Annotated in this window: 26 protein-coding genes and 1 pseudogene; 15 read left to right on the top strand and 12 right to left on the bottom strand. The window is 66.5% G+C overall.

What is annotated here, in order from left to right; genetic code table 11:
* Positions 1 to 45: 45 nt before the first annotated feature.
* Positions 46 to 1,104, top strand: coding sequence for a hypothetical protein (locus KBY96_RS00800; RefSeq protein WP_254977308.1), 1,059 nt, complete (start codon positions 46 to 48; stop codon positions 1,102 to 1,104).
* Entirely contained in the window at positions 1,101 to 1,637 is a 537-nt protein-coding gene (locus tag KBY96_RS00795; protein WP_254977307.1) for a hypothetical protein, read from the top strand. Before KBY96_RS00800 ends, KBY96_RS00795 begins: the two co-directional genes overlap by 4 nt.
* Here the strand turns inward: KBY96_RS00795 and KBY96_RS00790 are convergent.
* Both KBY96_RS00790 and KBY96_RS00785 read right to left on the bottom strand, forming a co-directional pair.
* Positions 1,607 to 1,966, bottom strand: coding sequence for a hypothetical protein (locus KBY96_RS00790; RefSeq protein WP_254977306.1), 360 nt, complete (start codon positions 1,964 to 1,966; stop codon positions 1,607 to 1,609). The genes KBY96_RS00795 and KBY96_RS00790 overlap by 31 nt on opposite strands.
* Positions 1,967 to 2,273: 307 nt before the next feature.
* Positions 2,274 to 2,648 (bottom strand): hypothetical protein, encoded by a 375-nt coding sequence (locus KBY96_RS00785; RefSeq protein WP_254977305.1) that lies wholly within the window; start codon positions 2,646 to 2,648, stop codon positions 2,274 to 2,276.
* Between the two features lie 243 nt (positions 2,649 to 2,891).
* Here KBY96_RS00785 and KBY96_RS16470 point away from each other — a divergent pair.
* A pseudogene (locus KBY96_RS16470) lies at positions 2,892 to 3,886 on the top strand (DUF389 domain-containing protein).
* Here the strand turns inward: KBY96_RS16470 and KBY96_RS00770 are convergent.
* Positions 3,874 to 4,236 (bottom strand): hypothetical protein, encoded by a 363-nt coding sequence (locus KBY96_RS00770; protein ID WP_254977302.1) that lies wholly within the window; start codon positions 4,234 to 4,236, stop codon positions 3,874 to 3,876. The pseudogene KBY96_RS16470 and the gene KBY96_RS00770 overlap by 13 nt on opposite strands.
* Positions 4,237 to 4,363: 127 nt before the next feature.
* Here KBY96_RS00770 and KBY96_RS00765 point away from each other — a divergent pair, with 127 nt between their 5' ends.
* Positions 4,364 to 5,458, top strand: a complete 1,095-nt coding sequence (locus tag KBY96_RS00765; protein ID WP_254977301.1) for a calcium/sodium antiporter — start codon at positions 4,364 to 4,366, stop codon at positions 5,456 to 5,458.
* Positions 5,459 to 5,522: 64 nt separating this feature from the next.
* Here KBY96_RS00765 and KBY96_RS00760 read toward each other — a convergent pair whose 3' ends face one another.
* Complete coding sequence (locus tag KBY96_RS00760) at positions 5,523 to 6,011, bottom strand: DUF3368 domain-containing protein (protein WP_254977300.1); 489 nt, start codon at positions 6,009 to 6,011, stop codon at positions 5,523 to 5,525.
* Positions 5,975 to 6,337 (bottom strand): type II toxin-antitoxin system prevent-host-death family antitoxin, encoded by a 363-nt coding sequence (locus KBY96_RS00755; protein WP_254977299.1) that lies wholly within the window; start codon positions 6,335 to 6,337, stop codon positions 5,975 to 5,977. Before KBY96_RS00755 ends, KBY96_RS00760 begins: the two co-directional genes overlap by 37 nt.
* 69 nt (positions 6,338 to 6,406) lie before the next feature.
* On the opposite strand from KBY96_RS00755, the gene KBY96_RS00750 reads away from it, so the two are divergent.
* Positions 6,407 to 7,171 carry a sulfite exporter TauE/SafE family protein gene (locus KBY96_RS00750; RefSeq protein WP_254977298.1) on the top strand — a complete coding sequence of 255 codons (765 nt, stop codon included), beginning with the start codon at positions 6,407 to 6,409 and terminating at the stop codon, positions 7,169 to 7,171.
* Between the two features lie 50 nt (positions 7,172 to 7,221).
* Here the strand turns inward: KBY96_RS00750 and glsA are convergent, their stop codons facing one another.
* Genes glsA through KBY96_RS00735 form a run of 3 tightly spaced genes read right to left on the bottom strand, consistent with a single transcriptional unit; the run spans position 7,222 to position 9,999 of the window.
* A complete protein-coding gene (glsA, locus tag KBY96_RS00745; protein WP_254977297.1) occupies positions 7,222 to 8,202 on the bottom strand; it encodes a glutaminase A in 981 nt (326 codons plus the stop codon).
* Positions 8,203 to 8,207: 5 nt separating this feature from the next.
* Positions 8,208 to 8,960, bottom strand: a complete 753-nt coding sequence (locus KBY96_RS00740) for a 20S proteasome subunit A/B (protein WP_254977296.1) — start codon at positions 8,958 to 8,960, stop codon at positions 8,208 to 8,210.
* A gap of 37 nt (positions 8,961 to 8,997) precedes the next feature.
* Positions 8,998 to 9,999: a RimK family alpha-L-glutamate ligase gene (locus KBY96_RS00735; RefSeq protein WP_254977295.1), complete on the bottom strand. Its 1,002-nt coding sequence runs from the start codon at positions 9,997 to 9,999 to the stop codon at positions 8,998 to 9,000.
* A gap of 135 nt (positions 10,000 to 10,134) precedes the next feature.
* Here KBY96_RS00735 and KBY96_RS00730 point away from each other — a divergent pair, with 135 nt between their 5' ends.
* Positions 10,135 to 11,460 carry an APC family permease gene (locus KBY96_RS00730; RefSeq protein ID WP_254977294.1) on the top strand — a complete coding sequence of 442 codons (1,326 nt, stop codon included), beginning with the start codon at positions 10,135 to 10,137 and terminating at the stop codon, positions 11,458 to 11,460.
* Here the strand turns inward: KBY96_RS00730 and KBY96_RS00725 are convergent.
* Positions 11,423 to 11,881: a DM13 domain-containing protein gene (locus KBY96_RS00725; protein ID WP_254977293.1), complete on the bottom strand. Its 459-nt coding sequence runs from the start codon at positions 11,879 to 11,881 to the stop codon at positions 11,423 to 11,425. The two genes, KBY96_RS00730 and KBY96_RS00725, sit on opposite strands and share 38 nt — an antisense overlap.
* Positions 11,882 to 11,913: 32 nt before the next feature.
* Between KBY96_RS00725 and KBY96_RS16350 the strand changes: the two genes are divergently transcribed.
* From KBY96_RS16350 to KBY96_RS00695, 6 genes are all read left to right on the top strand, one after another.
* Entirely contained in the window at positions 11,914 to 12,897 is a 984-nt protein-coding gene (locus KBY96_RS16350; RefSeq protein ID WP_254977292.1) for an EamA family transporter, read from the top strand.
* Between the two features lie 98 nt (positions 12,898 to 12,995).
* Positions 12,996 to 14,150, top strand: coding sequence for an MFS transporter (locus KBY96_RS00715; protein ID WP_254977291.1), 1,155 nt, complete (start codon positions 12,996 to 12,998; stop codon positions 14,148 to 14,150).
* 40 nt (positions 14,151 to 14,190) lie between these two features.
* Positions 14,191 to 15,393 carry a PQQ-dependent sugar dehydrogenase gene (locus KBY96_RS00710; protein WP_254977290.1) on the top strand — a complete coding sequence of 401 codons (1,203 nt, stop codon included), beginning with the start codon at positions 14,191 to 14,193 and terminating at the stop codon, positions 15,391 to 15,393.
* 318 nt (positions 15,394 to 15,711) lie between these two features.
* On the top strand, positions 15,712 to 16,713 hold the full coding sequence (locus KBY96_RS00705) for a TIR domain-containing protein (protein WP_254977289.1): 1,002 nt from the start codon (positions 15,712 to 15,714) through the stop codon (positions 16,711 to 16,713).
* A 355-nt stretch (positions 16,714 to 17,068) separates the two neighbouring features.
* Complete coding sequence (locus KBY96_RS00700) at positions 17,069 to 18,016, top strand: hypothetical protein (protein WP_254977288.1); 948 nt, start codon at positions 17,069 to 17,071, stop codon at positions 18,014 to 18,016.
* Positions 18,013 to 19,335, top strand: a complete 1,323-nt coding sequence (locus KBY96_RS00695; protein ID WP_254977287.1) for a hypothetical protein — start codon at positions 18,013 to 18,015, stop codon at positions 19,333 to 19,335. The genes KBY96_RS00700 and KBY96_RS00695 overlap by 4 nt, the downstream gene beginning before the upstream one ends.
* Positions 19,336 to 19,705: 370 nt before the next feature.
* Here the strand turns inward: KBY96_RS00695 and KBY96_RS00690 are convergent, their stop codons facing one another.
* Positions 19,706 to 20,962 carry a nucleotide disphospho-sugar-binding domain-containing protein gene (locus tag KBY96_RS00690; RefSeq protein WP_254977286.1) on the bottom strand — a complete coding sequence of 419 codons (1,257 nt, stop codon included), beginning with the start codon at positions 20,960 to 20,962 and terminating at the stop codon, positions 19,706 to 19,708.
* Positions 20,963 to 21,222: 260 nt separating this feature from the next.
* Between KBY96_RS00690 and KBY96_RS00685 the strand changes: the two genes are divergently transcribed.
* Both KBY96_RS00685 and KBY96_RS00680 read left to right on the top strand, forming a co-directional pair.
* The gene (locus tag KBY96_RS00685; protein ID WP_254977285.1) at positions 21,223 to 22,728 is read left to right on the top strand and encodes an alpha-amylase; all 1,506 of its coding nucleotides are present in this window, start codon (positions 21,223 to 21,225) and stop codon (positions 22,726 to 22,728) included.
* Entirely contained in the window at positions 22,728 to 23,390 is a 663-nt protein-coding gene (locus KBY96_RS00680; RefSeq protein ID WP_254977284.1) for a DUF2459 domain-containing protein, read from the top strand. Before KBY96_RS00685 ends, KBY96_RS00680 begins: the two co-directional genes overlap by 1 nt.
* On the opposite strand, the gene KBY96_RS00675 is transcribed toward KBY96_RS00680, so the two are convergent.
* Complete coding sequence (locus tag KBY96_RS00675) at positions 23,320 to 23,934, bottom strand: PAP/fibrillin family protein (protein WP_254977283.1); 615 nt, start codon at positions 23,932 to 23,934, stop codon at positions 23,320 to 23,322. The two genes, KBY96_RS00680 and KBY96_RS00675, sit on opposite strands and share 71 nt — an antisense overlap.
* 50 nt (positions 23,935 to 23,984) lie before the next feature.
* On the opposite strand from KBY96_RS00675, the gene KBY96_RS00670 reads away from it, so the two are divergent.
* On the top strand, positions 23,985 to 24,698 hold the full coding sequence (locus tag KBY96_RS00670) for a type 1 glutamine amidotransferase (protein ID WP_254977282.1): 714 nt from the start codon (positions 23,985 to 23,987) through the stop codon (positions 24,696 to 24,698).
* Here the strand turns inward: KBY96_RS00670 and glgX are convergent.
* Entirely contained in the window at positions 24,673 to 26,766 is a 2,094-nt protein-coding gene (glgX, locus tag KBY96_RS00665; protein ID WP_254977281.1) for a glycogen debranching protein GlgX, read from the bottom strand. The genes KBY96_RS00670 and glgX overlap by 26 nt on opposite strands.
* Positions 26,767 to 26,883: the final 117 nt, after the last annotated feature.

Here is a 26,883-nt window from a genome sequence, read left to right as displayed (position 1 = left end):
GCCCTGGCCCTGGCGGCCCGAGCATGGGGTGCGGCTGCATTCACGATGGTGAACCCCTCCCGAGGTCCGGAACGGCTGGTGCGCGCGGGCCAGTGGCTGATCGCCCTGTTGTTCGCCTACTTCCTGATCCAGGTGGGAGGGGCCCTGATCGCCGACCTGCCGCTGCTCTCCAGCCAGCCCCGGCTGGAGCAGTATCTCGATCAGCCGCGCGTCGCTGCGCTGGAGACCGAGCTGCAGCCGCTGCAGAGCCGGCAGCAGGCCTTGCAGGAGCAGGCCGATCGCCTGCGGGAGCGCCAGCAGCAGGCCAGCCAGGCCTACGGCCGGGAGAAGGCCAGCTTCGACAACTGGCGTTCCGCCCGTTCCGTCACCGAGCAATCGGAGCAGAACCCGGAGGTGATCGCCCGGGCGCGCCAGCTCGATGGCCTGTTGCAGCAGCAGCAGCAACTCAGCGCCGAGCAGGAGCGGATCGAGGCCCAGCTGCGGGCGCTGCGGGCCTCGTTGGCTCCGCCTCAGCAGCAGCTGGGGGAGCTACGGGCCCAGGCGGAGGGGCGCTGGCGGCAGGCGGTGCAACGGGCGGAGCTGCGTGCCTTCGGCATCCGGTTGCTGTTCGTGGGGCCGCTGCTGGGCCTGGCGCTCTGGCAGTTCCGCCGCTTTCGCGGCAGCGATCAGTGGCCGTTCGTGTGGGGCTTCCTGCTGTTCGGTCTGTTTGCCTTTTTCGTGGAGCTGGTGCCCTACCTGCCCAGCTTCGGGGCCTACATCCGCTACGGGGTGGGGGCGCTGCTCACCTTCCTGGTGGGCCGGGCCCTGATCCGCTGGCTGAACACCTACCTGGCGCGCAAGCAACAGGAGCAGGTGGCGCCACAGGAGCAGCGCCAGCGCTCCATCCGCTACGAAAAGGCCCTGCAGGCCCTGGGGCGAAGCCAGTGCCCGAGCTGCGAGCGCAGCCTGCCCCGGCGCGATGGCGTGCTGCCCGACTACTGCATGCACTGCGGCCTGCAGCTGCAGCACGACTGCAGCCAGTGTGGCTTCCACCACTACGCCTGCTTCCCCTACTGCCCCAGCTGCGGAAAGCCGGCCGACCTTGCCCCCGAGCGGCTGGCGTGAGTGCTGTCCTGCTCTCCACCCTGCCCACCCTGGCCGAGCTGGAGGCGGAGGCCCGCCGCCGGGGGCTGCTGCTGCGGCTGCAGGTGCGTCGCCCGGCGGGGCTGCTGTGGACCCTGCGGGTGGGGGTGGCACGGCCCGAGCCTCTGGCGCTGCTGGGCGAACTGAAGGGCTGGGCGCTGCCCACCACCGCCGGCCTGCGGCTCGACACGATGCGCGTGCAGGGGGAGCGCAGCGCGGCGGTGGGGCCGCTGATCTGGGCGGCCACCTTCGCCTGGGCCCTGGAGGTCACCCCCTGCCGGAGCGCCCGGCTGCTGGCGATCCGCGACGATGCCCGTCAGCACTGTCGCCTGGTGCGCTACTTCCGCCAGCTGGGGTTCACACCGCTGCGGGAACTCGGCGGCAGTGCGGTGGATCTGGGGCCACGGCTGCTCTGGGGCGGTGCAGGCTTGCTGATGGAGGGCGACTGCGCCGAGGGCCTGCGCCGCAGCGGCCGGCAGCTGGCTCAGTCGCAGCCCTCCACCGACACGCGGTAGCTGAAGCCGATGGAGCCGGGCATGGTGATGGCGCCCACGCGCACGTTCACCTGGTTGGTGCGTCGGCCGGGAACGGCCGGAAAGGGACCGAAACTGCGGCGCTCCTCCGGCTCGAGGGTGACGTTGTCGTCAAACAGCCGCAGGTTGGTGTTGTCGGTGAAGCGAAGGAACGCCGCCGCGGGAAACACGGCCTGTTCGCTGGAGGCCGACTGGAGGTTGATGCGGTAACTGGCGAAGTCGCGCTCCACCGCGAAATCGGTGTTCCAGTTGGTCCGGCCCAGCAGGATTCCCAGGGGGGCGACGCGGGGACGTTCCACCCGTTTGGTCACCACTGGGTTTTGACTGTCGCCGCCGATGGGTCGCAGGAAGGAGCAGGTCTCGGCCCGGGCAACGCTCGCGCTCGCCAGCGACAGGGCGCAGGGCAGCGCAAGGGCAATGGCCCGGAATGATTTATTCGCTGCGACAGGAATCCTGGCCGTCCGTAAGGGCGACAGGTGTCGACTGTGGCTCATGGTCTGGGTCGAAGGATGGGAGCTGGAACCTAGATCGGGGGCCAGGCTCAGTCGCAGCCCTCCACCGACACGCGGTAGCTGAAGCCGATGGAGCCGGGCATGCTGGTGGCCCCCACGCGCACGTTCACCAGGTTGGTGCGCCGGCCGGGAACGGACCGAACGTGCGGCGCTGCTCCGGCTCGAGGGTGACGTTTTCAGTGAACAGCCGCAACTCGGTGTTGTCGCTGAAGCGCAGGAACGCCGCCACGGGAAACACACCCTGGTCGCTGGAGGCCGACTGGAAATGGATGCGGTAGCTGGCGAACGACCGGTTCACCGCGAAGTCGGTGTTCCAGTTGCTGCGGGTGAACACGCCACCAGGGGGGCTGATGCGTTTCTCCACCACCGCCTGGCCGCCGCCGCCGACGGGCATCAGGAGCGTGCAGCTGGCCTGCACCGAGCCGGCGCCGGCCGTGAGCCCGAGGCTGGCAGCGGCGAGCAGGGCCGTGAGGGATCGCATGGAAGGTTTGGGCATGTTCTTGCTATTGAGAACTCTATCTGGCTTGGCGAAATGTGCTCGAGGCCAGGTTTTTAGGGCTTCGATGATGCGAACTATTGTTACATGCTCAGGAGGCTTGAGCCCTAGGCTTTACCTCCATGATCCGCCGGTCGGCGGCACTCCCCAACGTTGGCCAGATCCATCACGACCAGAGCCTTCGGTACCAGGTCTTTGGCGGAACTGCTGCACGGTGGGCCCGTCCTCATGGATGCGGTGGAACGGGTGCGGGACACGTTGGTTTTCGAGGGGCCCGGGTTATGGCCGAAGGTCTTCAAGTTCATTGTGTTGTTGGTGCTGGCGTCCTGCATCGCCACCTATGGGCTGCTGGGGGATTCTGTGGCCGTGGTGATCGTGGCGATGATCGTGGCGCCGCTGATGCTGCCGATCATGGGGCTGGCGTTCAGCGTCAGCGTCGGCGACCGCAGGGCGATCCTCAGCACGTTGATCGTGAGCCTTGTGGGCATCGCCACGGCCGTGGCTGTGGGATTCCTGCTCACCCTGCCGATTGCTCAGGTCACCAAGCCGGAGGCGATCCAGCAGGTGATGATCCGCACCTCCCCCCATCTGCTTGACCTGATGGCGGCCTTGATGACGGGGCTGGCCGGAGCCTTCGCGCTGGCCCGCAAGGATGTGTCCGACACGCTGCCGGGGTAGCGATCGCCGTGTCGCTGGTGCCGCCCCTGGCCAATGCCGGGATCCTGTTCGCTCTCGCCGAACCCCGGCTGGTCTCAGGAAGTCTGCTGCTCTTCGGCACCAACTACGTGGCCATCCTGCTCACCGGCGCCCTGGTGTTCGCCCTGATGGGGTTCCGGCAGGCCGCCCTGTCGCCGTTTGATCCGCGGGCGTGGCGCCAGGCTGTGGTGATTGCCCTGGTGGCTCTGCTGATCATCGCCGTTCCCCTCTCGCTCACCTCCGCTCGTCTGATCATCACCAACAAGATCGCTGTTCGCACCGATGCCCTCGCTGAGGAGTGGCTTGAAGGTTCCGCCTACCGGTTGCTGTCGGTTGATGCCGAAACGGCGGATGGATCGGTGAATCTGGTGCTGCTGGGCGAGGGCGATCTTCCCGATCTGGAGACGCTGGAACAGCGCGTTCGTGAGATTCTCTTCGGCCGCACGCTGCGCCTGAAGGTGGTGGAGTCACGCACCCTCTATCCGGGGCGGGAGAATCTGGGAGCGGCAGCGGTTCACTTGCCGTAGTTCTCCAGTTGTTCGAGTCCCTGACGCAGCAGACGCTGGCCGCCCTCGATCATCCGCTGCTGATCGCTCTTGAACTCACAACTCGCGGTGCGGAATTGCACCGTCTTGCTGAAGGGGACGTACCAGATGGCGTCCAGCTTGCAGAACTCACGCCCGTTCCGGGCCGGCACGTCCTGCAGCAGCTCGCCGCTGAGACAGCGGTAGCCGGCACGGTCTTTGCCTTCCCGACGGCAGGTGTCCAGGTTCCTGACGAATACCCCCTTGCCCTGCTGTTTGAAGGTTTCATTGGCGAAACCGGCGAACGACACCGGGTCGAAGCTGAAGGGCGAAGCCTGAACAGCTCCGCTCAACACGGCCACAAGCATCAGGGGGCGGAGCAGGCGAATCAATGGGGTCTGTTCGGTTGGGTGGCGGCCATTCATCATCGCGCGGGTCTGCCCGTGGCTCCATAATCCGGCGACCCTTTTCTATTCCGGTATGTCCGGGTTCCTGGTGAGCGGCCTGCAGATCCTGCCGGGCATTGCCCTGCTCTTCGCTGGGGGGGAGCTGTTTGTGGCCGGTTCGGTGGCCCTCTCGCTGATGCTGGGGATTCCTCAGATCGTGATCGGCCTCACCGTGGTCTCCCTGGGCACCAGCGCCCCTGAGCTGTTCGTGAGTCTGATCTCCACGATTCAGGGGAATCTGGGGGTGGCGGGTGCCGACAACCTGGCAGTCAGCAACGTTGTGGGTAGCAACATCTTCAATGTGATGGTGGTGCTGGGCCTCAGTGCTCTGATCGTGCCCCTGCGGGTCAAGAGCCGCCTGGTGCGGCGCGATGTGCCCCTGCTGCTGGGGGTGTCGATGGCGGTGTGGGGGATGGCCTCCGGCGGCCGGGTCACCTGGCAGGCGGGTGTCTCCCTGCTGGTGGCCATGGTGATGAATGTTCTATGGGAGCTCCGCACCGCGGGCGAGAATCCCGATGAGGCCAACGACATCGACGAGTCGGAGCGCAGCACACCGCTGGTGGCCGGGGTGAAGCTGGCGGTGGGCCTGGCCTTGCTGGTGGCCGGCTCCCAGATTCTGGTGCAGGGCGCCACGGCCGTGGCCCTGGCCCTGGGGGTGAGCACCACCGTGATCGGCCTCACGATCGTGGCCGCCGGCACGTCGATGCCGGAGCTGATCACCTCCCTGGTGGCGGCCTACCGGGGCAAGGCCGATCTGGCCATCGGCAATGTGATCGGCAGCAATCTGCTCAACCAACTGGTGATCCTGGGCCTCTGTGCCGCCGTGTCGGGCACCCGCGGCCTGGGAGTGGATCCGGTGCTGATCCAGCGTGATCTGCCCGTGATGGTGCTCACCACCCTGGCCTGCCTGCCGATCTTCTGGACCAACGGTGTGATCACGCGCCTGGAAGGGGGCGTGCTGGTGGTTCTCTATGCCGCCTACCTGGTGGAGAAGCTGCTGTTGAACCTCGGCTCGGGGTACACCGATGAGTTCCAACTCATTGTGGTCGTGGGGCTGCTTCCAGCCGTGCTGATCCTGCTGGCCTGGCAGGTGCTCGCCTGGCTGAAACTGCGCCGTCAGCCCGGCTGACCGCAGGACCGAGCAGCAGGATCATCAGTCAGGGCCGCACCATCCCACGACCCGCTGCTCCAGCTCATTCACCGCAGCGATCCAGCACGGCCTGGATCACCTCGGGGGCGATCCGGAAGTCACTGGCATGAAGCGCTGCAAACACGGCCCTGGCCGAGGGAATCAGCTTGGTCTCACGGGCCAGTCCGATCACGGCGGCGGTGCCGGCCAGGGCAAGCCCCAGCTCCCGGGCCACCGCCCGGCCGGCGCGCTCATCGATCAGCAGCAGCACCTGCGGGCCACTGGCCAGGGCCAGGCGAATGCTGGACGCCTCTCCCTCATCATGATCGGGCAGGGCGGGTTCGCTGCTCACCTCGGTGGCCGCCCGCAACCAGCCGGCAGCGATGGCCTGCTGGATGGGTTGTTCTGTCTCGGGGTGACGGCCTGTGAGCACTTCGGCCAGCACGACCTCCGTGACCAGAACCTCAGCAAACAGCTGCTCCAGCCATCCCAGCCCGTTCACCCGGGCAAGGGCGATCAGCGGGCTTGCATCGGCGATGACGACTGCAGCCACTGCTCCAGGGTGTCGAGATCGGTGTTGGTTTCGGCCGCTGTGAGCCGGATCGCCGGGATGCCGAGGCGACCGAGGTGGGAGATGAAGCTGGCCACGTCCATCTCGGCCACGTGGGCGGCCCGCGCCAGCGACAGCTCACCATCGCGGAACAGGGCCGTCGCCAGCGCCGCACGCACGCCGGGTGCCTGCAGCATGCCGCCCTGCTCCAGGCCGATCAGCACCGCGTCGGGGTTGTTGCGGTTGAGCACCACCACCGGGCCGCTTCTGGCCTGGCGCAGGGCCTCGGCGGGATTGTGCTTCAGCCCGCTCACGCTCACGGCATGCATGGCCCATCCCTCCAGGGATGACTCAGTAGGACGAGGATAAGGGACGTTCCTGAGGGATGATCCGATGGGATGATCTCCTCTGGCTGGCAGGGGCCGCCCATCGAACTCGCCACCCTGTTGCCGTTGTGCGCCGCTCTGGCGCTGATCGCGGGCCTCTACGGCAGCGTGGGCCAGGCCGGGGCCTCCGGTTTTCTGGCGGTGATGGGCCTGTTCGGCCTGGCACCCGCCACGCTCCGGCCCACCGCGCTGGTGCTCAACCTGCTGGTGTCCAGCGTGGTGGCGATGCGTTTCGCCCGCGCAGGCCATTTCTCCTGGCCGCTGCTGCGGCCCTTCCTGCTGCTGTCGATGCCCGCTGCCTTCCTGGGGGGGTGGTGGAGCCTGCCGGTGGACGTGTTCCAACGGCTGCTGGGCGTGCTGCTGCTGATCGCCGGTCTGCCCTTCCTGCGCGGCCGGGCGCCGGCCCTCGGATGCGTTGTTGCGCCAGCAGCCCCCGCCGCCATGGCCGCGGGGGGCGTGATCGGGCTGCTCTCCGGACTCACGGGCATGGGGGGCGGCGTGTTGCTCACGCCCCTGTTGCTCTACCGGCGCTGGGCGGAGGTGCGCACGGCGGCGGCCCTCTCGGCGGTGTTCATCTTCGTGAATTCGCTGATGGCCCTGCTGGGGCTGCTGAGCGTTTCTCCCCAGCTGCCGGCGGGGCTGCCCTGGCTGGCTCTGGCGGTGGTGGGCGGTGGCGCCATCGGCGCCCAGCTCGGCAGTCGCTGGCTGCCGGCAGCGGTGGTGGTGCGGTTGCTGGGGATCACCCTGGCGGTTGCGGGGGTGCGGTTGCTCTGGTGAGGCCGCCCCTCACCAGCCGCAATCCGGGCGGGCTCAGCTGGCGGCGGCCTTCATGAGGCGCTGGAGGGCAGCGAGTCGAACAGGTTGAGGCCCAGCCGTTCCGAGAGGAAGTGGGCGGTGAGCTGGCCGCGCACGCTGTTGCCGGCCTCGTCGAGCGGTGGCGACCAGGTGGCCAGCGCCCCCTTGCCCGGCGCCACCGTGATCATCCCTCCTGATACGCCGCTCTTGCCGGGGAGGCCGATCTGATAGAGCCAGTCGCCCGAGGTTTCGTAGAGCCCGGCGGTGACCATCACCGCCAGCACGCGGCGGCAGATCAGCGGCGCGATCACCTGCTCGCCGCTGAGGGGCTGGCGGCCGCCGTTGGCCAGGGTGCAGGCCATCAGGGCCAGGTCCTGGGCGGTTACCAGCAGGGAGCACTGGCGGGTGTAGAGGTCGATGGCCGTTGCCGGATCGCTCCAGAGCTGCTGATGGGCACTGAGCAGGCTGGCGATGCCCTTGTTGCTGCAATTGGTGGCCCGCTCCGACTGATATACCTCGGCATCGAGCGTGAGGCGGCGGCCGGCGAAGCGGGAGAGGCCGTCCTCGATGAAGCGCCATTGCGCCGCGGCGTCGTCGCCGGGCACCAGGCTGGTGGTGGCGATGGCGCCGGCGTTCACCATCGGGTTGGAGAGGCCCTCCACCGTGCGCTCCACCGCCAGCACGGAGTTGAAGGGCAGGCCTGTGCTGTTCACCCCCAGGGCGTCGCGCGCCAGCTGCTCGCCGATGGCCTCGCACACCAGGGCGAACAGGAACGGCTTGGAGAGGCTCTGGATGCTGAACGGCACCGCCCAGTCGCCGGCGTTGAAGCTGGCGCCGCTGGTGGCGGCCACGCAGATGCCGAAGCTCCGGGGCGAGGCGGCCGCCAGGGCGGGGATGTAGGTGGCCACGTTGCCCTCCTCCACCGAAGCGAAGTGGGCGTGGGCCTCCTCCACCAGATGGCCCACCACCTCAGGAGTGGGCAGGTGTCCGGTGGAGATCCAGGGGGATGGCACGGAGATCAATGGGATTCCCAGGGCAGGGGCGGCAGGCGATAGAGCGCTTCGCGTTGCGCTTCGCTCCAGGTGTCGATCACGGTGGTGAGCATGGGGTCATCCGATTCCAGTTTCAGTTGTCGGGAGATCGAGAGACTGCCGGCGGGAATCACCACCAGTTCAAACGGCGGCCCCACGGTGAGATTGGATCGCTGGGTGAGCACCTGCGACACGATGCAGAGCTTGGCCGCATCCTCAAGGCTGAGATTGGTGTGGCCCACGTTGTCGAGGGGAGGTTTGCCGTATTTGCTCTCACCGATCTGCAGGAACGGGGTCTGGCGGGTGGCCATGATCGCGTTGCCCTGGGGATAGATCAGATACAGGCCGTGCTGCTCACTGCCGATCTGTCCGGCCAGGATGAAGCTGGCCTCTGAGCTGGCGCCGATGCTGCGCAGGGCCTCCCGGTTGTCCTGTTGAACGGCCACATTCACCCGCCCCACGTAGGCAGCGGCCTCGAACAGATAGTCGCAGTGGCGTAGATCACCCTGCCGCCCTTCCGCGGCCTCGAAGCCCTGATCCAGATCCCTTCGGATCCAGCTCACCACAGCCTGGGTGGTGGCCAGATTGCCCGCCGCCATCAGCACGAACAGCCGGTCGGCTGCCGGCTGGAACACATGCATCTTGCTGTAGGTGGAGATGTAATCCACCCCGGCATTGGTGCGGGAGTCGGAGGCCAGCACCAGGCCCTCCTCCAGCCAGTAGCCAACGCAGTAGGTCATGACTGGGGCTCGTGTGGGTGGTGAGAGCTGAGGCAGCCTATGGGTGCACGATCGGGGGGCCCGATCCGACGGCTTGCTGGCTGTAGGTCATCGGCTGCTCCGGCACGAGGGCCTCGGCCAGCGCCGGCAGCAGCGGGGCTGCCAGCTGGCGGCGGATGCGCCAATGGCAGTGCTGGAGGATCTGGCGGGCCACGTTGGTGCCGGTGGCCGCCTCGAAGCCGCTGAAGCCCGGGGCACTGTTGGCTTCGCACACCCGGTAGCCGTCGCCGTCGAACAGCAGGTCGATGCCGGCGATCTCCAGGCCCAGGGTCTGGGCGCAGTCGCGCGCCAGCACGTCGATCGCCTCATCCACCGGGAAGTTCTCGCCCCGCCCGCCGCGGGTGATGTTGGCTTTGAAGCTGCCGTCCATGCTGCGGCGCAGCATTGCCCCCACCACCCGGCCGCCGATCACCCACACGCGCAGGTCCTGGCCGGGCCGCTCGCCCACGTACTCCTGCAGGATCAGCGACTTGCCCGCATCCAGGCTCGCCACCAGTTCCATCAGGTCGCGGAAACTTTCGCGGTTGCGGCTCAGGTAGATGCCTTCGCCGTAGGACCCGGCCAGCACCTTCACCACGCAGGGGAAACCGATCTGGCGCTCCACCAGCTCGCTGTCCACGGGGAAGCGCACCAGCATCGTGCGCGGAATCGGCAGGTTGATCTGGGCCAGCAGCTGCTGGCAGTAGAGCTTGTCTTTCACCGCCTCGATCGCCCGGGCGTTGTTGATCACGGGCACGCCGAGGTGCTCGAACTGGCGCAGGATCGCCAGGCTGAAGTAGCTGGTGCCGCTGCCGGTGCGGGCCAGCACGGCGTCGGGCAGGTCTACCTCCTGGCCGCGCCAGCGGATCGATCGCCGGCCGCCGCGGGTCACGATCAGGTCGATCTCATCGGGTGCCACCACCTGCAGGTCGATGCCGAGGATGCGGCCCTCTTCCTGAAACCGCTGCTCCTCGTAGGAGCCATCACCAGCCGTGGGTTTCTGCAGGATCCAGAGGTTCATGACCGGTGGTGGCTGGCTGTGAGCTGATCGCCAGCTCACCCTCGTCACAGCCGGCCCCGGGCAGCGGTGATCCAGGACACACGCCCGTGCCGGGTGCCCTGATGCCATCGGTTTTGCGGGTTCGTCCCCGGCAGGATGGCCGCCTCACCACGGGATCTGCAGCCTGTGCGCGATCAGAGCGCGGCCACCCCAGCCAGCCCAGGCGTCGCCCCCAGTCGCCTGGCCCGCAAGCTCAGCGCCAGCGATGCGGTGGTGATGGGTCTGGGGGCCATGGTGGGCGCCGGCATCTTCGCGGTGATCGGGCCGGCGGTGGCGATCGCCGGCAGCGGCGCCCTGGTGGCCCTGCTGCTGGCTGCCCTGGTGGCCTTCTGCAACGCCACCTCCTCGGCCCAGCTGGCGGCCCTGTATCCCGAATCCGGCGGCGCCTACGTGTATGGGCGCCGGCGGCTGGGGCCCTTCTGGGGCTATCTGGCCGGCTGGGGGTTCGTGGTGGGCAAGCTGGCCAGCTGCACCGCCATGGCCCTCACCTTCGCCAGCTATGTGGCGCCCACGTTGATGCGGCCCCTGGCGGTGGCGGCGGTGCTGGCGCTCACCGTGGTGAACCTGCTGGGGGTGAAGAAAACGGCCCGGCTCACCCGCTGGATCGTGGCGGTGGTGCTGCTGGCCCTGGCCGCCGTGATTGCGGCGGTGCTGCTGGGTGGTGAGGCCTCGTTCACCCGCCTGACGGCCGCGCTGGACTGGCGCCCCCAGGCCATCCTCCAGGCGGCGGGGCTGTGGTTCTTCGCCTTCTCGGGCTATGCCCGGCTGGCGACCCTGGGGGAGGAGGTGGTGGACCCGAGCCGCACGATTCCGCGCGCCATCCCCCTGGCCCTCGGCCTCACCCTGATCCTCTATCTCGCCGTGGCGCTCTCGGCGCTGCTGGCGGTGGACGCCGAGGTTCTCGGCCAGGCCCCGGCGCCGCTGGTGACGGCGATGCAGGCCGGCCGCTTCGCCGCCTGGAGCCCGATCGTGCAGATCGGCGCAGCGGTGGCCTCGCTGGGGGTGCTGCTGTCGCTGATCGTGGGCGTGAGCCGCACCACCTTCGCGATGGCGGCCAACCGCGATCTGCCCCCCTGGTTCGCCAGCGTCCATCCGCGCACCCAGGTGCCGCACCGGGCCGAACTGGCGGTGGGCCTGATCGTGGCGGTGCTGGTGGCGCTGGGTGATCTGCGTTCGGCGATCGGCTTCAGCGCCTTCACCGTGCTGCTCTATTACGCCGTCACCAACGCCGCCGCCCTGCGGCTGGCGCCGGCCGAGCGCCGCTGGCCCGGCGGCCTTGCCGTGGCGGGGCTGCTGGGCTGTGTGCTGCTGGCCTTCAGCCTGCCGCCGGCTTCGGTGCTGGGCGGTGGGCTGGTGCTGCTGATCGGTGCGGGGCTGTATGGGTTCAGCCGTGCAGCGGCGCCCAGGCCATGGTGGCGTTGAACTGCTCGCACCAGATCAGCACCGATCCCTGGCGGTTCAGATCGATGGAGTCCGGCAGCACGTAGGTCTGGGCGCCAGACGCCGATCTCAGCGGCGCAATCACCGTGTAGCTGCCCTCCTGGAGCGGATAGGCCGGTGGCTTGCTGCCCACCAGGGGGGTGCTGGAGGGGCTCACGGCCACCTTGAGATCCGGTGCCGATTCGCTGGTGCGGAAATCGTCGCTGAACACCAGCAGCGTGCGGTCGCCGTCACGGCGCACCGTGACGCTGCCGCGCACCGTCTTCTCGGCCTGGCGGAAGGTGTGGGTCGTGGTCTCCGCCGCCTGGGAGGGCGGGGGAGTGCCCGCCTGCAGCAGGGCGGTGCCGCCGCCGAGGGCCGCGAGGGCCAGGGACCAGGCCAGGATGGTGGTGCTGGGTCGCATGGTGGATGGATGCCGACTGCAGGCCACTACCCGTGAACCAGCCGCGCGGATTGGCGGATGGCCTGCGGCTGCCGGCGGTGGCGCTGCCGCTGGGGCTCTACGTGCTCCTGCGCGGTCTCGATGCGCCGGTGCTGAAGCGGCTGCAGGAGCTCGGCCTGCAGCACCAGGTGAACGGCGAGAACCCGATCAGCTTCTGCAACGTGTTCTTCTTCGCCCAGCTGGTGGTGGGTGTGGCTGCCCTGCTGGGCGGGCGGCGGCAGGTGGGCCCCGCCCTGGCCGCGCTCACCACGCCCCAGCGTTGGCTGCTGGCGACGGACACGCTGCTGGGGCGTTTCCTCGCTCCGGTGGCCTACTTCACCGCCCTGCAGTCGCTTTCGGTGATCAGTCAGACGCTGCTGTTCGCCTTGGTGCTGCCGCTGTCAGCCCTGCTGGCCCGGGCCCTGCTCGCTGAGCCCCTGCCCCGGGCCTTCCTGCCCAGCCTGGTGCTGATCAGCGCCGGCCTGCTGCTGCCCCAGCTGGCAGCGACGACATCGCCCGGGCCGATGGACGATCCCTCGGGGCTGGTGTGGGCGCTGCTGGCGGTGCTGGCCTTCAGCGCCGCGGCCCTCACCGGCCGCCGGATCGCGGCCGCCGGCATCCCGCCGGTGCTGAGTGTGGGCGTGGGCTCCCTGGTGTCGGCCCTGGTGTTCGCGGTGCTGGCGGTGATCCTCTACGGCCCCGGCCACTTCCTGCTGCTGCGGCTGTGGTGGGTGGTGGGCGTGATCCTGATCTATGCCCTGAGCCTGTCGCTGGGCAGCGAGCTGGCCCTGCGCCACGCCTACCGCCACGCCGGCGTGGCCACGGTGTCGCTGTGGGGCAGCCTCACGATCGCCGTGGCGGTGCTCGCCGCCGCCCTGTTGCTGGGCGAGCCGCTCGATGCCGCCACCGTGGCCGGGGTGCTGCTGCTGCTGGCGGGGGTGGGGTTGGCGCGGCGGCGGCCGCTGCCGTTCCCTGGTGGCCGTGGAGATCATCTGTGAATGAGGCGCAGAGGCCCATCAGGCACAGCCGCTTAATCAACGCCTCCCCGATCTTCTATGGCTGGGTTGTGCTGGTTGCCGGCACACTTGGGATGTTGATGACCACCCCAGGGCAGACCGTTGGGGTGTCTGTGTTCCTCGATCCCATCATCGACGATCTGGGACTGACGCGATCATTGGTGTCTCTGCTCTACATGCTGGGAACGCTCACGGGTTCGCTGGCCTTGCCCTGGATCGGGCGTGGGATTGATCGCTTCGGCACCCGTCGGGCCGTGGTGGCCATAGCAGTTCTGTTCTCACTGGCCTGCGGCGGTATGGCACTGGTGCAGGGGGTTGTGACGCTGGGCCTCGGCTTCATTGCCATCCGTGGCTTGGGTCAGGGAGCCCTGGGGCTGGTGAGCATCAACGCCATCAATCTCTGGTTTGTGCAACGTCGGGGGCTGGCCCTGAGCCTTTCGGGGATTGGCTTTGCCCTCGGCATCGGCACCTTTCCGCTGTTGATTGAGTGGCTGATCCGGCAGTACGGCTGGCGCTGGGCTTACGCCCTGCTGGGCGGCCTGGTTGCGGTCACGATTCTCCCCGCTGGCGCGCTGGTGTTCCGCCGCCAGCCTGAGCTCTATGGCCTGCAGCCCGATGGCCGGCTGGGGGCCAGGACCCAGCAGCGCCCCACAGAAGCCAACGTCACCCTCGCGCAAGCCCGCCGCACCTCCACCTTCTGGCTGTTTGCGCTGGGGAATGGGGTTGTGGCGGCCCTGGGAACAGGACTGCTGTTTCATCACTACTCGATCATGGCCACGGCCGGGGTGGACCGCACGCTGGCAGCGCTGGTGTTCCTTCCCTACGGACTGGTGGCCGCTGGCGCCAATCTGGTCAGCGGCCTGCTGCTCGACCGCATCTCTCCCCGGTTTCTGCTCAGTGTGATGGTGTGGATGTTGTGTCTGGCGCTGTTGCTGGCGGTGCGCGTCAACAGTCCGCAGTTGCTGGTGCTCTATGGCGTGTTGCTGGGCCTGATGCAGGGAACGAACGGTATTCTGCAGGCTGGGGTTTATTCCTACTATTTCGGCCGCGCCCATCTCGGCAGCATCAGCGGTTTTGCCGCCACGCTGATGGTGGCCGCCACTGCGGTGGGGCCGCTGCTGTTTTCCGTGGGCTTTGAGCGCTTCGGCAGTTATGCCCTGGTGCTCACGCTGGCCAGTCTGCTGCCCTTCACCATGGGCCTGGTAGCCCTGGGCCTGGAGCTGCGCCAGCGTTGACCCGGGGGCGCGAGGCAGGATCGGTGAGCGGGAGGAGGCCATGACACCCACGGCGCTGGCTCTGTTCACGGCCATGCTGCTCGCTGGCGGCTGCGCCCGCGCCGACGCCCCTGCCGATGCCCCGAAGGCCGACGCCCCTGCCGCCGCCCCGATCGAGGCCGTGGACCCGGCCCAGGCGCCGGAGGCCAGCGGCTTCCGCCAGACCGTGCTGGTGCGTGGCCTGGAGCATCCCTGGGGCCTGGCCTGGCTGCCGAACGGCGACCTGCTGATCAGCGAACGGCCCGGCCGCCTGCGGATCGTGCGCGGCGGTGTGCTCGATCCGGTGCCGGTGGCGGGGGTGCCGGAGGTGCTGGTCAGCGGTCAGGGGGGCCTGCTGGATGTGGCGCTTCACCCCCGCTTCGCCGAGAACCGGCTCGTTTACCTCACCTATGCGGCCGGCACCCCGGAGGCCAACCACACCCGCCTGGCCCGGGCCCGCTTCGACGGCCGCGCCCTCAGCCAACTGGAGGTGCTCTACGCGGTGCCGCAGCGCAAGAGCGGCACCCAGCACTTCGGCTCGCGGCTGCTCTGGCTGCCCGATGACACCCTGCTGCTGGCCATCGGCGACGGCGGCAACCCGCCGCTGCGGCTCGAGGGCGACCTGATCCGCGAGCAGGCCCAGAACCGCGGCAGTGCCCTGGGCAAGATCCTGCGCCTCAGCGCCGATGGCACCCCCGCGCCGGACAACCCCTTCCAGGGCGATGGCGGAGCTCTGCCGGAGCTCTGGAGCCTGGGCCACCGCAACATCCAGGGCCTGGCCTACGACCCCCTGCAGGATCGGGTGTGGGCGAGCGAGCACGGCGCCCGCGGCGGCGATGAACTCAACCTGGTGAGCGCCGGCGGCAACCACGGCTGGCCGCTGGTGACCCACAGCCGCGAGTACTTCGGCCCGGAGATCACCCCGCGCCGTTCGGCGCCGGAGATGGTGGATCCCCGCCGCGTGTGGACCCCGGCCATCGCCCCCTCCGGCCTGGCTGTGGCCAGCGGCCGCGTGCCCCAGTGGCGTGGGGATCTGTTCGCCGGCGGGCTGGTGTCTGGGGATGTGCGCCGGCTGCGGATCGATGGCGAGGGCCGGGTGACGGCTGAGGAGCGGATCCCGATCGGCCAGCGGGTGCGCGACGTGCGCGAGGGCCCCGACGGCTTCCTCTACGTGCTCACCGACGACGCGCGGGATGGCCGGCTGATCCGCCTGGAGCCGGGGTGAGGGTTCAGCCGGCCAATGACGGATCAGGTGAGGATGGGCACCATCTGGCGATTACGACTACAGGGATCTTCTAGATCGAGCGTATCGATCGTCGTTATATTCGGCAGATCGGCGGACGAGGTGACGTCAAAGGACCAGATGGTTTGCAGACCCGAGAACCACGGCTAAGTTTTGGAAGTTGATCTTGAAATCGCGTGGGGTAGCTTGGTTTTGGAGAAGCGGATGGGCATCGCTCCCTTTGGTTATCGGAAAGGGAAGAGCCGGTGGCGGCCGTTAACGGAACCCTCTAATGACTAGTTATGCATTCCAAACTCCAGCATGACTCGCGACCCACAGTTTGAAATCGCCCTTTCCTTCGCAGGAGAGGATCGCCCGTACGTCGACCAGGTCGCGAACCTGCTCCGAAGCTCGGGTGTCAAGGTCTTCTACGATCTCTTTGAGGAGTCAAGTCTCTGGGGGAAGAACCTGTATGACTATCTCTCAGACGTATACCAAAATAAGGCCCTGTACACGATCATGTTCATCTCCAAGAGCTATGCGGGGAAGCTCTGGCCCACACACGAGCGCCAGGCCATGCAAGCACGAGCATTTCAGGAACACGAAGAATACGTTTTACCTGCGCGTTTCGACGACACTGCGATTCCGGGCGTCCTGCCAACAGTGGCTTATATTTCCCTTGCGAACAAACCTCCACAGGAATTTGTTAAGCTAATCCAGAAGAAGCTAGTTCACGCCGGCCGTAGTATCCCATCGGAACAGCTACGAACTGCCGTTTATTCCCTTGAGTCACCTCCCCGTGTTGATCCAACGGAAGCTGTAGTTCATGTGCTTGATGAAGATTGCAATCCACTTGAAGGAGCCACTGTCACTGCACTGGCTGACAACAACACCTTCAAGGACTCGGTCAGTTCCGGGCTCGGTGAGGCTAGGTTCACATTTCAGACTCGGCGAAAGCTGCGGGTTCTGATTGCTCACCCCAATCGTCCCGGCGCCATCTTTCCGGACTGGGACCCTGTAGACAACTTGCGTGCAACGCTTCCAGCGAGCGAAAACACTGGGTCAATTATCTGCCATAGCACCGGATACATCCCTGGGTTAGCCGGCCGGCTGAACCCAATCCTCGACACAAGCAAACGATTGTATTTGTATGCGGATAATATTGCCATTCGGGACGGCGAGCTGCAGCCAGCTTCTTTCGTAGTGGGCGTTCCGTTCAAGTTGGAAGACTCAAACGGTGTAGTCATGCAGGTCACCGTCTTGCACATCCAAGGTCGAACCTCGCTGGTTCAATATGTTCATAATCGCAGAAGTGATGCATAACATCAAGATGCAGCGGACGGCAGATGTGAGCGCTGGACCACTCTATGCTTCCTTGTCCGCCGCTGATCTTGGCCTTCGGCGGCACTGGTGGAGGGCTGCTATATTATTGAAAAAGCCGGCATTAAGAAACACCAAACGCATGCGACTCATGCAGTCTGGCGAATTGATGAGCGTGCCACCTAAGGATGAAGGCATCCCAATGAATTCAAGCGTAGGCGACATCAAATTGTGTATTTGCTATTTCTGTTAGGCAACAGTTATGGGGAAGACATTTTCAATAAGAGCCCCCCTGCAGGGCGAGTTAATAGACTTCCTAAACGATAGTGGTATTGCATGTGTCCATACTGCCGAGCTCGTGCGCGACATCACGTGCTTGCTCGCAAGTTATCGCGAAGAGGACATACCGATGTTCCCAGATGTGTTTGTCCTCACGGATCTCGCCAACCTTGCATCAATCTCGCCCGGCACTGAGCGTGTAATTATTAAAGAGGGGGTTTCGCTGAATACTGCAGCCGAACTGGTTCTAAAGGACTGCGCCAGCCTTGCAGTAAAGGGTTGGTCCGTCTACGTCGGGAAAACAGCAGACAACGTCGCTGAGTATGGTGTATTCCGTTCTGCAATGCACTCATTCGCGACTACTGCTGAAGAGATGATGGTTGAGCAGGGTGAAGTGCCAATGTTGCTAGTCCGAAATCGCGGGCATCTTGTCGTTGAGCTACGTAATTCCAAGAATGAAACACTGACGACCTTGTTCACTTCCGCACCCGCAGCAGAATCCCCTTTTGCGCATCAGGTGTCCACTTTTGCCGAGGCAGCAGCGTCAGCGCTCAGCGGTCCGAAGGTGGATAGATTCCAGCAGTACTTGTCTCGCCTACTGACCGACCTGTTGCAGCACTGTCATGGGACACTCTTGATGGTGCATGCTGTTCCCCAAGGGGATCAAGCACCGGAGCAGCTTAGTAGTGGCGTATGGCTAAAGAATTCCGTTGACATGTACAGTGCTTATGTGTCGGCATTAGATGCACAGGATGCGAGTTCACTTGCCAGGCTCGCTGCCTGCGAGGCCCTTCTTGGTGGGATGATTGGAAGTGACGGCGTTGTTATCTTCGGTGATAATGGTAGCGTCCTCGGATACCGCATATTTCTGAAGCCAACAGATGACGAGAAAAAGTCACTTCCCGAAGAGGGCGGGGGGCGTAGACGCACATACGCGCTCATGAAATCGCGCATAGGAGAACAAGTAAAGGCGACGTTTTTTCGTTCGCAAGATGGACATACAGAATGTGAAAAGGTGAAGTCATGAGCAACCAAGATAACCAGATTGTTCCGTGGAATCCAAGCGATTTAGTGGTGATTCCCACTACAGCCGACACTCCTTCTGCGATTGTTGAATTCGGGCGCGCCACTCTTACCAAGCGAGATATTCAATCAATTATCGCTGGATTCGATGCTCAAGGTTACGAAATGGTCTCGACGTTTGTTTGGACCAAAGCTGCCGCCACGATGAAAAAGCAGGTAGCGACTCTAGGTATGGAATTCGTGGGCGAGATGCTCGGTCGCCCTGATCTCAATGATGACTCAGATCCAACAACAGCTATTGCCGACCATGAAGTGATTACCCTCGCCGAAGATCTCGGCATGATCACGGCAACGCAAGCACTACGACTGAAACACTCGCTTCAGATCGTAACCCACTTCGCTAGTCTCGACGAAAAAGAAGCAGAAGAAGAAGCGATGCAGAAGGAGGAAGCGGTTAGCTTGCTTCGGACATGCGTTACCAGCATTTTAGGAAAGCCCCGTTTCGAGGCTGCGATGCAATTCGCCGACTTTCGCAAGCGACTAGGCGAACAGACGCTTTCCTCAGGCTCCGGCGATGTGACAGCAATCCAGACTTCGCCATACTTTTTTGTTCGAACAACACTTAGTGTGCTCCTATCAATGATTAAGACGCAACAGGGGGCAACGTTGGAGCATGCGGTCGGTAATTGCATGGTCCTCGTGCCCTCCCTCTGGGGACGGTTGCGCGAACCAGAAAGATGGCAAATTGGGCAAGCGTATGCAGAGGTGAATGCGTCAGGCAATCGGTTGGCATCAGGTGGTTTGAAGAAGGCGTTACTAGATGTCCATGGATTCGACTTCGTGCCTGAAACGCTCCGATCAAGCACGTACACTGAGGCCGCAGCGAAGGTACTGTCAGCCCATTTCTCCATGAACAACTTCTTTAATGAGCGCGATCCCATGCAGTCGCTTGCCAATCTCGGTACAACTATACCTATGCCTGCATTTGCAAAGTGCATGGAAGCAGCATTAGCAGTTCGCCTTGGAAATGTCTGGGGAGAGGCGTGGTCAGCTCAGTCGGCCGCCAATCAGCTTCTGTCTTCGCTTAGGCCAACACAATGGGAATACTATTTCAACGAATGCCTCTGGCGCGATAGAACAGTTCTCGACAAGTTAACAGACGAAAGTAAGCCAGTCTCTCGATGGTGCGGTCTAGTCGCAGAGCTTGTCCACTCGGAGTTTGTGCCGAAAGATAAGAATGTTGCATCACTTCTCGCTGCAAGCAGAAGCGGGAATTCAAATTTGGTCATGCGCACAGCAAGAGAGATTCGTAGTGCATTATGATGCCAAGACTTGGTACGTCAGCTGCTCGCCGTCCGCACTTTCTACGAAGGGGAATATCAAGAAGATCGCCTTCACCTTGCTGCCTCAAGCGGTTAAAGGCAACAAAGAGTTCAACTGCTCGTTGTACCTGGTAGGCGACAATCCGAATTATGCCAGGATTTACGATTGCCTCGAGATGGTCTCCGGTCATGCTGCCGCATGCAGCAATGTGGTGGTAGTGCGGCCAAGAACTGCAGATGCTTTGCGTGACCCACAAACGCGCCAAAGGGAATTGATAGCATGCGCCTTCCGCCGAACATCAAGATTCAGCGGTCGGGGCTCTAAATCCGAACTGGTTGCGTCAAGCTCTACCCGCCGCTGATCTTGAGCGTTAAATCCCCTCGATCAAATCCGCAGCTGCCGCCACCCCTCCAGCTGCGTTGCACGCGCTCTGAAGCCGCTGAGCATTTGTCTTGTAGCTTGAATCCCTGAGCATCTCGGACACCAGAGCCCGCAGTTCCTTCACACCAAGTTTCTGCACGGGAATCACACGCCCCGCTCTGCTGTAGGCCAGCCGGGCGGCAATGCCCGGTTGTTCATTGGTGATGGGGATCGCCAACACGGGCACCCCACAGCCCAGGGCCGTGAGGGTGGTGTTGAGGCCCGCGTGGCTGATCACCAGCGCTGAGCGTTCAATCAGCTGTTGATGTGGCGCATAGGCCACCACCAGGGGATCACCGGGAAGCTCCAGGGGCACGCTCGTGGGATTGCCCATGGACATCACCAGCTGGGCAGGCAACGGCGCGCAGGCTTCGGCGATCAGCGCAAACAGCTCCGGGCGGCCATTCTGGAGCGTCCCCAACGAGGCATACAGCAACGGCCTGCCATCCAGTCGCTCCCAGGGGAAGCCAGCGACATCACGCAACAACGGCTCCTGTCCTGAAGGATCCGCCAGCCGGCCCACGTAGTGAAAGTGCGGCGCCAACTGCGTACGCGGAAAATCAAAGGCGGCCGGCAGCTGGGCCAGCTGCAGCAGGGGAGAGAGCGCCTCAATCTTCTGCCGCAGCGGTTTCAGCCCAAAGCGCTGGCGCTGCTCCTGGAGATCGCGCAACAGCGGTGCCGTGAGCCTGTTGAGAAGGGCATTGCCGAGCTGATTGCGCCAGCGTGCCCACGGGCTGTTGCCTGGCAACCACCCCGTGAAGTAGGGCGGTACCCCTGGCTCTCGGTTCACCGGCAAGGCATTGGCGATCGTGACAAACGGCAGACCCAGAAATTCAGCCACCGTGCTCCCCGCTGGGGAGATCTGATCCACCAGCAGCACATCAATTCCGGCCCCACGCACAGCGTCCGGCAGCTCCGCGTGCAGCATCGCCTGCTCGTTGCGGAAGTAATCCACCGAAAAGCGCAGTCCTTTCCGCCCGCTCAGCCGCCCAAGCGTCCCATAGGTCTCGTCCACGGCCCCGGGGGGAAAGGTTGTGGCGCCGATCGTCACCACCTCAAGTGGCAGCCCGTTCAGCTTGCGGGCTCCATCCGCCACGGTGAACAGCACCACTCCGTGGCCCCGCCTCGTGAGCTCCAACGCCAACGCCACCATCGGATTGAGATGACCGATCGCCGGAGGCGTCACGATTCCGTAGCGCTGGGTCATGGAACCGTGGCGGCGAGGCTGATTATCTCCAGGTCATGCGCGCAGTTCTGGCCGCTGCTGCCCGTGGTTCCTAGCCTTCGCCCATGCTCCCCGTTCAGGAGCGCCGCATGGCTCCGGGTCCGCGGTTGTCCCTTCGCACGCTGACGAGACGCCGGTTCCTGGCGGCCATCGCCGGTGGGGCTGTAGCCACCGCCGCAGCCCGGTGGGGCCCGGAGCTCCGCCCTTCCCGCACCCCCCACCAGCACCGCCCCGAGCCCCGCATGACCACCACACCCAGCAGCGCAGAGCCGGACATCAACGGCGTGCTGCTGCAGGCCTTCCACTGGTACACCCCGGCCGATGGGGGCCACTGGCGGCGCCTGGAGCAGCAGGCCCCGGCCCTGGCCCAGGCCGGCATCACCGCCCTGTGGCTGCCGCCGGCCGGCAAGGGCCTGGCCGGCAGTCACGACGTGGGCTACGGCATCTACGACCCCTTCGACCTGGGGGAGTTCGACCAGCGGGGCACCATCGCCACCAAATACGGCACCCGCGCCGAGTATCTGGCCGCCGTGGCCGCCTGCCACGCCGCCGGCCTGCAGGTGTATGCCGATGCGGTGTTCAACCACCTGATGGGGGCCGACGCCGAAGAGGACTTCAACGCCACCCCCTACGACCCCCACAACCGCTTCCAGGCCATCGGCGAGCAGCGGCGGATCCGCGGCTGGACCCACTACAGCTACCCCGCCCGCGCCGGCGCCCACTCGGCCATGCAGTGGCACTGGTGGCACTTCGATGCCGTGGATTACAACAGCCTCGAGCCCGGCTTCCAGGCGGTGTGGCGGATCGAGGGCAAGGCCTTCGACGACAACGTCGACCTCGAGCGCGGCAACTACGACTACCTGATGGGCTGCGATCTCGACATCGACCACCCCGAGGTGCGCGGCGCCCTCAAGCACTGGGGCTCCTGGATGCTCGACACGGCGGCTGTGGACGGCTTCCGCCTCGATGCCATCAAGCACATCGACGGCGGCTTCTTCCCCGACTGGATCGCGCACGTGGAGGCCCACGCCGGCCGCGACCTGTTCGTGGTGGGGGAGTACTGGACCACCAGCCTGGCCACCCTCAGCTGGTACGCCGACCACACCGGCGGCCGCATCCATCTGTTCGATGCCCCCCTGCACCACAACTTCCACGTGGCCAGCAAGCTGGGCGCCGGCTACGACCTGCGCCGCCTGCTCGATGGCACCCTGATGCGCCACCTGCCGCAGCTGGCGGTGACCCTGGTGGAGAACCACGACACCCAGCCCCTGCAGGCCCTGGAATCGGTGGTGGAGCCCTGGTTCAAGCCCCTCGCTTACGCCTTCATCCTGCTGCGCCGCGAGGGCTATCCCTGCCTGTTTCTGCCCGACTACGAGGGCGCCCATTACCGCGACCGCGGCCACGATGGCCAGCAGCACGAGGTGGTGCTGGTGAGCCACCGCTGGATCCTCAACCGCCTGCTGGCCGCCCGCCGCGACCACGCCTACGGCGAGCAGCGCGACTGGCTCGACCATCCCAACTGCATCGGCTGGACCCGCCACGGCACTGCCGCCCATCCCCGCGGCCTGGCGGTGCTGATGAGCAACGGCGGCGAGGGCTGGAAGTGGATGGACACCGGCCGCCCCAACGCCACCTACAGCGACATCACCGAGCACCGGCGCGAGCTGATCCGCACCAACGAGCACGGCTGGGCGGAGTTCCGCTGCCCGCCGGGGTCGCTCTCGGTGTGGGTGGAAACGGCGCCCTGATGCCGCCATTGCTGCTGGCCCTGGTGGGCTGGCCGCTGCTGCTCGCCGCCCTGGTGCCGGAGGTCCGCCCTCCCCTGGCACCCCTGCCGCCACCACCGCCGGGCTCCTACACGGTGCTGGTGGTCGACTGGGGCCTGCACACCGCGATCGTGGTGGAGCAGCCGCCCGGCTGGCGGCTCGGCCCCCCCGGCGCCGAGACGGCCCCCTTCCTGGAGGTGGCCTGGGGTGACCGGCGCTATTTCTCCGGCGCCGACCGCAGCGCCGCTGCGGTGCTCGCCGCCCTGGTTCTGCCCAGCGAGGCCGCCCTGTTGATCGCCGGCCACGCCGATCCGCCGCGGTTGAGCGGCAGCGTGCGGGTGCTGGAACGTCAGGTGGATGGCCCCACCCTGCAGGCCCTGGCCACCAGCCTGGAGCGCTCCCTGCTCCGCGATGCCGCCGGCGAGCGGCCCGCGCCCCTGCCCGGCTCGCCCATCGCCGGCGCACGCTTCTATCCGGCCCTGGGCCGCTACCACTGGAGCCGCAACTGCAACCTCTGGACCGTGCGGCGGCTGCGGGATGCCGGCCTCGCCCGCCATCCCGCCGGCGTGGTGCTCACGCCTCAGGTGCCGGCCCGTCTGCGGGGGTTTCGGGCTGCGCCGGGGTTTCGGGCAGGAGAGCTGTGATCGAGAGATCCGGGCGGCGCAGCAGGGCGAACAGGGTGCCGGCGTTGCCGCGGCAGAGGCGCAGTTCGTCGTCGAGCACGGTGATGTCCAGCCAGGCCGGAAACGGCTGCTGCACCGTGCGCAGCAGCTGCAGCCGGATGTCGCCCAGCCGCGGGCCCAGCCAGCCGCCGCGCTGGAAGCGCACCTGCACCCGCTGGCTGCTCTCCACCTTGATGGCGGCCTCCACGGCGATGCCGGCCACGGGCCCGAGGGGCCCGGGCAGGCGCAGCAGGTTCATGCCCCGCCCCAGCGATGGGGCCAGCAGCTGCAGGTTCTCGATCCACGGGCCCACCGCCAGGTAGGGCTGGCTGCTGCTGCTCCAGCGCAGTTCCCACACCCCCTCCAGCTGCTCCAGCGCTCCGGGGGCGCTGAGATCGGCCGGCATCGCCCGCTCGAGGGCCACGAACAGCTCCCGCAGCCGCTCCGCCTGGCGGTTGGCGGCCCCCCGGCCCCCCTCCCGCAGCAGGGCGAGCAGCTCCTCTCTGGTGCTGGTGGGCGTTGGCACGGCGAGGTGGCGCACTCCAGGGCCATGCTGACGGGTGAGTGCCGGCGGCGATGCGCGTTCACTGGTTTCAGCACGTGGCCTTCGAGGGCCTGGGCAGCATCGAGCCCTGGCTGCTGGAGCGCGGCCATCAGCTCAGCGTCACCCGCTTCCAGCACTGGGCCGCGGGCTCCGAAGCGCTGCCCGATCTCGACGCGCTGGACCTGCTGATCGCCATGGGCGGGCCGATGAGCGTCAACGACGAGGCGATCCATCCCTGGCTGACGGCGGAGAAGCGCTGCATTGCCGAGGCCATCGGGCGCGGCATCCCGGTGCTGGGCATCTGCCTCGGGGCCCAGCTGATCGCCAGCGCCCTCGGGGCCCGGGTGGGCCCCAACCCCGAATCGGAGATCGGCTGGTTTCCGGTGCAGGCGATCCCCGCCCCCGGCGGCGATGGCGTGGCGGGCTTCGCCTTTCCGGCCTCGTTGCCGGTGTTCCACTGGCATGGCGAAACCTTCGACCTGCCACCCGGCACCGTGCCCCTGGCCCGCAGCGGCGCCTGCGCCCACCAGGCCTTTTGCCTGGGATCCAAGGTGCTTGCTCTCCAGTTCCATCTGGAAACCACCCCGGAGGCGGCCCGCGCCCTGGTGGAGCACTGCGGCCACGAACTGATCGAGGCCCCCTGGGTGCAGTCGGCCCAGGAGATCCTGGCGGCGCCGGCGCAGCGCTATCCGGCCGCCCAGGCGCTGCTGGATCAGGTGCTCATGGCCCTTTGTGCGTCGCGCTGATCAGCACGACCGTGGAGCGGGCCTCCACGCTGATCGCCGGCTCAGCGAACGGGGGCGCATCCTCCCAGGTGTGGATGTCGTGGGGGCTGGGGGCGGCGGTGTTGATCCACAGGCGCCAGTGGCCGGCGGCGCCATCGGCCGGCGGCAGCGCGAAGCGCAGCGGCTCCCAGTAGGCATTGGCCATCACATGCATCCGCAGCTGGCCCGAGAGGCTGGTGAGGTTGAGGGCGAAGCTGCGCGACTCCGGGCTCCAGTCGGGCTGGTTCAGCTCCACCCCGTGCCAGCTGATGCGGTACTCGCTGAGCTGGTCGCACAGGCTCAGGCTCAGCCCCTCGGCGGAGGCTTCCCGCCGCCCCCGGGTGCGGGCGCCGATCAGCAGCCGCACGAAGCGGTGCACATCGCCATGGCGCTCCAGCAGGCTCCAGTCGAACCAGCTGAGGGGGTCATCCCAGCTGTAGGCATTGTTGTTGCCCTGCTGGCTGCGCAGCACCTCATCGCCCATCGAGAGCATGGGCGTGCCCACGGCCAGCAGCAGCATGCTCAGCAGGTTGCGCACCTGGCGCCTGCGCAGGGCCTGCACCGCCGGATCGTCGCTCGGGCCCTCGACGCCACAGTTCCAGCTGGCGTTGGCGTCGCTGCCGTCGCGGTTGGCTTCGCCGTTGGCCTGGTTGTGCTTGTGGTTGCAGCTCACCAGATCGGCGAGGGTGAAGCCGTCGTGGCAGGTGATGAAGTTCACGCTCTGCTCGGCTTCGCGCTCCTCGTGGCCGTAGATGTCGGGGCTGCCCAGCAGGCGCAGCGCCGCCCGCGGCACCAGGCCGGCGTCGCTCTTCACGAAGCGGCGGATGTCGTCGCGGAAGCGGCCGTTCCACTCCTGCCAGCTGTCGCCGATGAAGGAGCCCACCTGGTAGAGGCCGGCGGCGTCCCAGGCCTCGGCGATCAGCTTGGTGCCGGCCAGCACCGGATCGGTCTCCAGGTCCCAGAGCACCGCCGGCAGGCGGGAGACCTCCCCGTGTTCGTCGCGGGCCAGCACCGAGGCCAGATCGAAGCGGAAGCCATCCACGTGCAGGTTCTGCACCCAGTGGCGCAGGCTGTGGCGGATCAGCCGCCGCAGCACCGGGTGGTTGGCATTGAGGCTGTTGCCGCAGCCGCTGTAGTTGGCGTAGGCGCCGCCGGGTTGGAGGTGGTAGTAGGCCTCGTTGGCCAGCCCCCGGAAGCAGAAGCTGGCACCCCGCTCGTCGCCTTCGGCGGTGTGGTTGAACACCACATCCACGATCACCTCGATGCCGGCCCGGTGCAGGGCCTTCACCATCGTGCGGAATTCATCGAGGGCCTCCAGCGGATCGCCGCTGCAGCCATAGCCGCTGTGCACCGCCAGCAGCGACACAGGGGCGTAGCCCCAGTAGTTGCGGCGGCCGGCGGGGGCGTCCTGGGGGTCGTACTGCTGCACCGGCAGCAGCTCCACCGCCGTGACGCCCAGCTCCTGGAGGTAGGGGATCTTCTCGATCAGCCCCAGGTAGGTGCCGGCCCGCTCCGGCGCCACCCCCGAACTGGGGTGGCGCGTGAAGCCGCGCACGTGCAGTTCGTAGATCACCGACTCGTGTCGGGGCCGTTGCAGGGGCCGGTCCCCCTCCCAGTCGAAGGCGGCCAGGTTGGCCACCACGCTCTTCATTGCGCCCGCCAGGCCGGCAGCGCTGCAGCGGCCGGGGCTGCGGCAGTAACCCTCCGGCATCAGCACCGCCGGGGCGTAGGGATCCAGCAGCAGGTTGGTGCCATCGAAACGCAGGCCCCGCTCCGGCTGCCAGGGCCCGTGCACCCGGTAGCCGTAGATCTGCCCTGGCCCCAGCCCTTCCACGTGGGCATGCCAGTAGTGGTAGGTGCGGTGCCGGCGCGGATCCAGCGGCAGCACCCGGCTGGGTTCGGCGGCCTCGCCGTGGTCGAACAGCAGCAGCTCCACGCCGGTGGCGTATTTGGAATAGACGCTGAAGTTCACCCCCGTGGCGGTGAGGCTGGCGCCCAGCGGGGAGGCGTGTCCCGTCGTCAGCCTGGCTCGAGTGCTGGCCGGAACCATCGCCGTGGGGCTGCTGTTCCCATGCTGGACCTGTGGCGGCCGCACGCCCACCGGGCCCGATTGAAGGTCTGGTTAACGCCGGCCCCCTTCGAGAGGCTTCCAGGGTGAGGGGGGCGA

This window comes from Cyanobium sp. ATX 6A2 (assembly GCF_024346355.1).
Taxonomy (GTDB): domain Bacteria; phylum Cyanobacteriota; class Cyanobacteriia; order PCC-6307; family Cyanobiaceae; genus NIES-981.
The sequence above is the reverse complement of the archived record's forward strand: the minus strand, read 5'-3'. Positions and strand labels throughout refer to the sequence as shown.

Excerpts from the sequence above, each read along its gene's own strand:
- KBY96_RS00800 (WP_254977308.1), top strand. The coding sequence starts at position 46 with ATGGTGAACCCCTCCCGAGGTCCGGAACGGCTGGTGCGCGCGGGCCAG.
- KBY96_RS00785 (WP_254977305.1), bottom strand. The coding sequence starts at position 2,648 with ATGCGATCCCTCACGGCCCTGCTCGCCGCTGCCAGCCTCGGGCTCACG.
- KBY96_RS00765 (WP_254977301.1), top strand. The coding sequence starts at position 4,364 with ATGTCCGGGTTCCTGGTGAGCGGCCTGCAGATCCTGCCGGGCATTGCC.
- KBY96_RS00755 (WP_254977299.1), bottom strand. The coding sequence starts at position 6,337 with ATGCATGCCGTGAGCGTGAGCGGGCTGAAGCACAATCCCGCCGAGGCC.
- KBY96_RS00750 (WP_254977298.1), top strand. The coding sequence starts at position 6,407 with ATGATCTCCTCTGGCTGGCAGGGGCCGCCCATCGAACTCGCCACCCTG.
- KBY96_RS00740 (WP_254977296.1), bottom strand. The coding sequence starts at position 8,960 with ATGACCTACTGCGTTGGCTACTGGCTGGAGGAGGGCCTGGTGCTGGCC.
- KBY96_RS00735 (WP_254977295.1), bottom strand. The coding sequence starts at position 9,999 with ATGAACCTCTGGATCCTGCAGAAACCCACGGCTGGTGATGGCTCCTAC.
- KBY96_RS00730 (WP_254977294.1), top strand. The coding sequence starts at position 10,135 with ATGGCCGCCTCACCACGGGATCTGCAGCCTGTGCGCGATCAGAGCGCG.
- KBY96_RS00725 (WP_254977293.1), bottom strand. The coding sequence starts at position 11,881 with ATGCGACCCAGCACCACCATCCTGGCCTGGTCCCTGGCCCTCGCGGCC.
- KBY96_RS00715 (WP_254977291.1), top strand. The coding sequence starts at position 12,996 with ATGACCACCCCAGGGCAGACCGTTGGGGTGTCTGTGTTCCTCGATCCC.
- KBY96_RS00710 (WP_254977290.1), top strand. The coding sequence starts at position 14,191 with ATGACACCCACGGCGCTGGCTCTGTTCACGGCCATGCTGCTCGCTGGC.
- KBY96_RS00705 (WP_254977289.1), top strand. The coding sequence starts at position 15,712 with ATGACTCGCGACCCACAGTTTGAAATCGCCCTTTCCTTCGCAGGAGAG.
- KBY96_RS00695 (WP_254977287.1), top strand. The coding sequence starts at position 18,013 with ATGAGCAACCAAGATAACCAGATTGTTCCGTGGAATCCAAGCGATTTA.
- KBY96_RS00690 (WP_254977286.1), bottom strand. The coding sequence starts at position 20,962 with ATGACCCAGCGCTACGGAATCGTGACGCCTCCGGCGATCGGTCATCTC.
- KBY96_RS00685 (WP_254977285.1), top strand. The coding sequence starts at position 21,223 with ATGACCACCACACCCAGCAGCGCAGAGCCGGACATCAACGGCGTGCTG.
- KBY96_RS00680 (WP_254977284.1), top strand. The coding sequence starts at position 22,728 with ATGCCGCCATTGCTGCTGGCCCTGGTGGGCTGGCCGCTGCTGCTCGCC.
- KBY96_RS00670 (WP_254977282.1), top strand. The coding sequence starts at position 23,985 with ATGCGCGTTCACTGGTTTCAGCACGTGGCCTTCGAGGGCCTGGGCAGC.
- glgX (WP_254977281.1), bottom strand. The coding sequence starts at position 26,766 with ATGGTTCCGGCCAGCACTCGAGCCAGGCTGACGACGGGACACGCCTCC.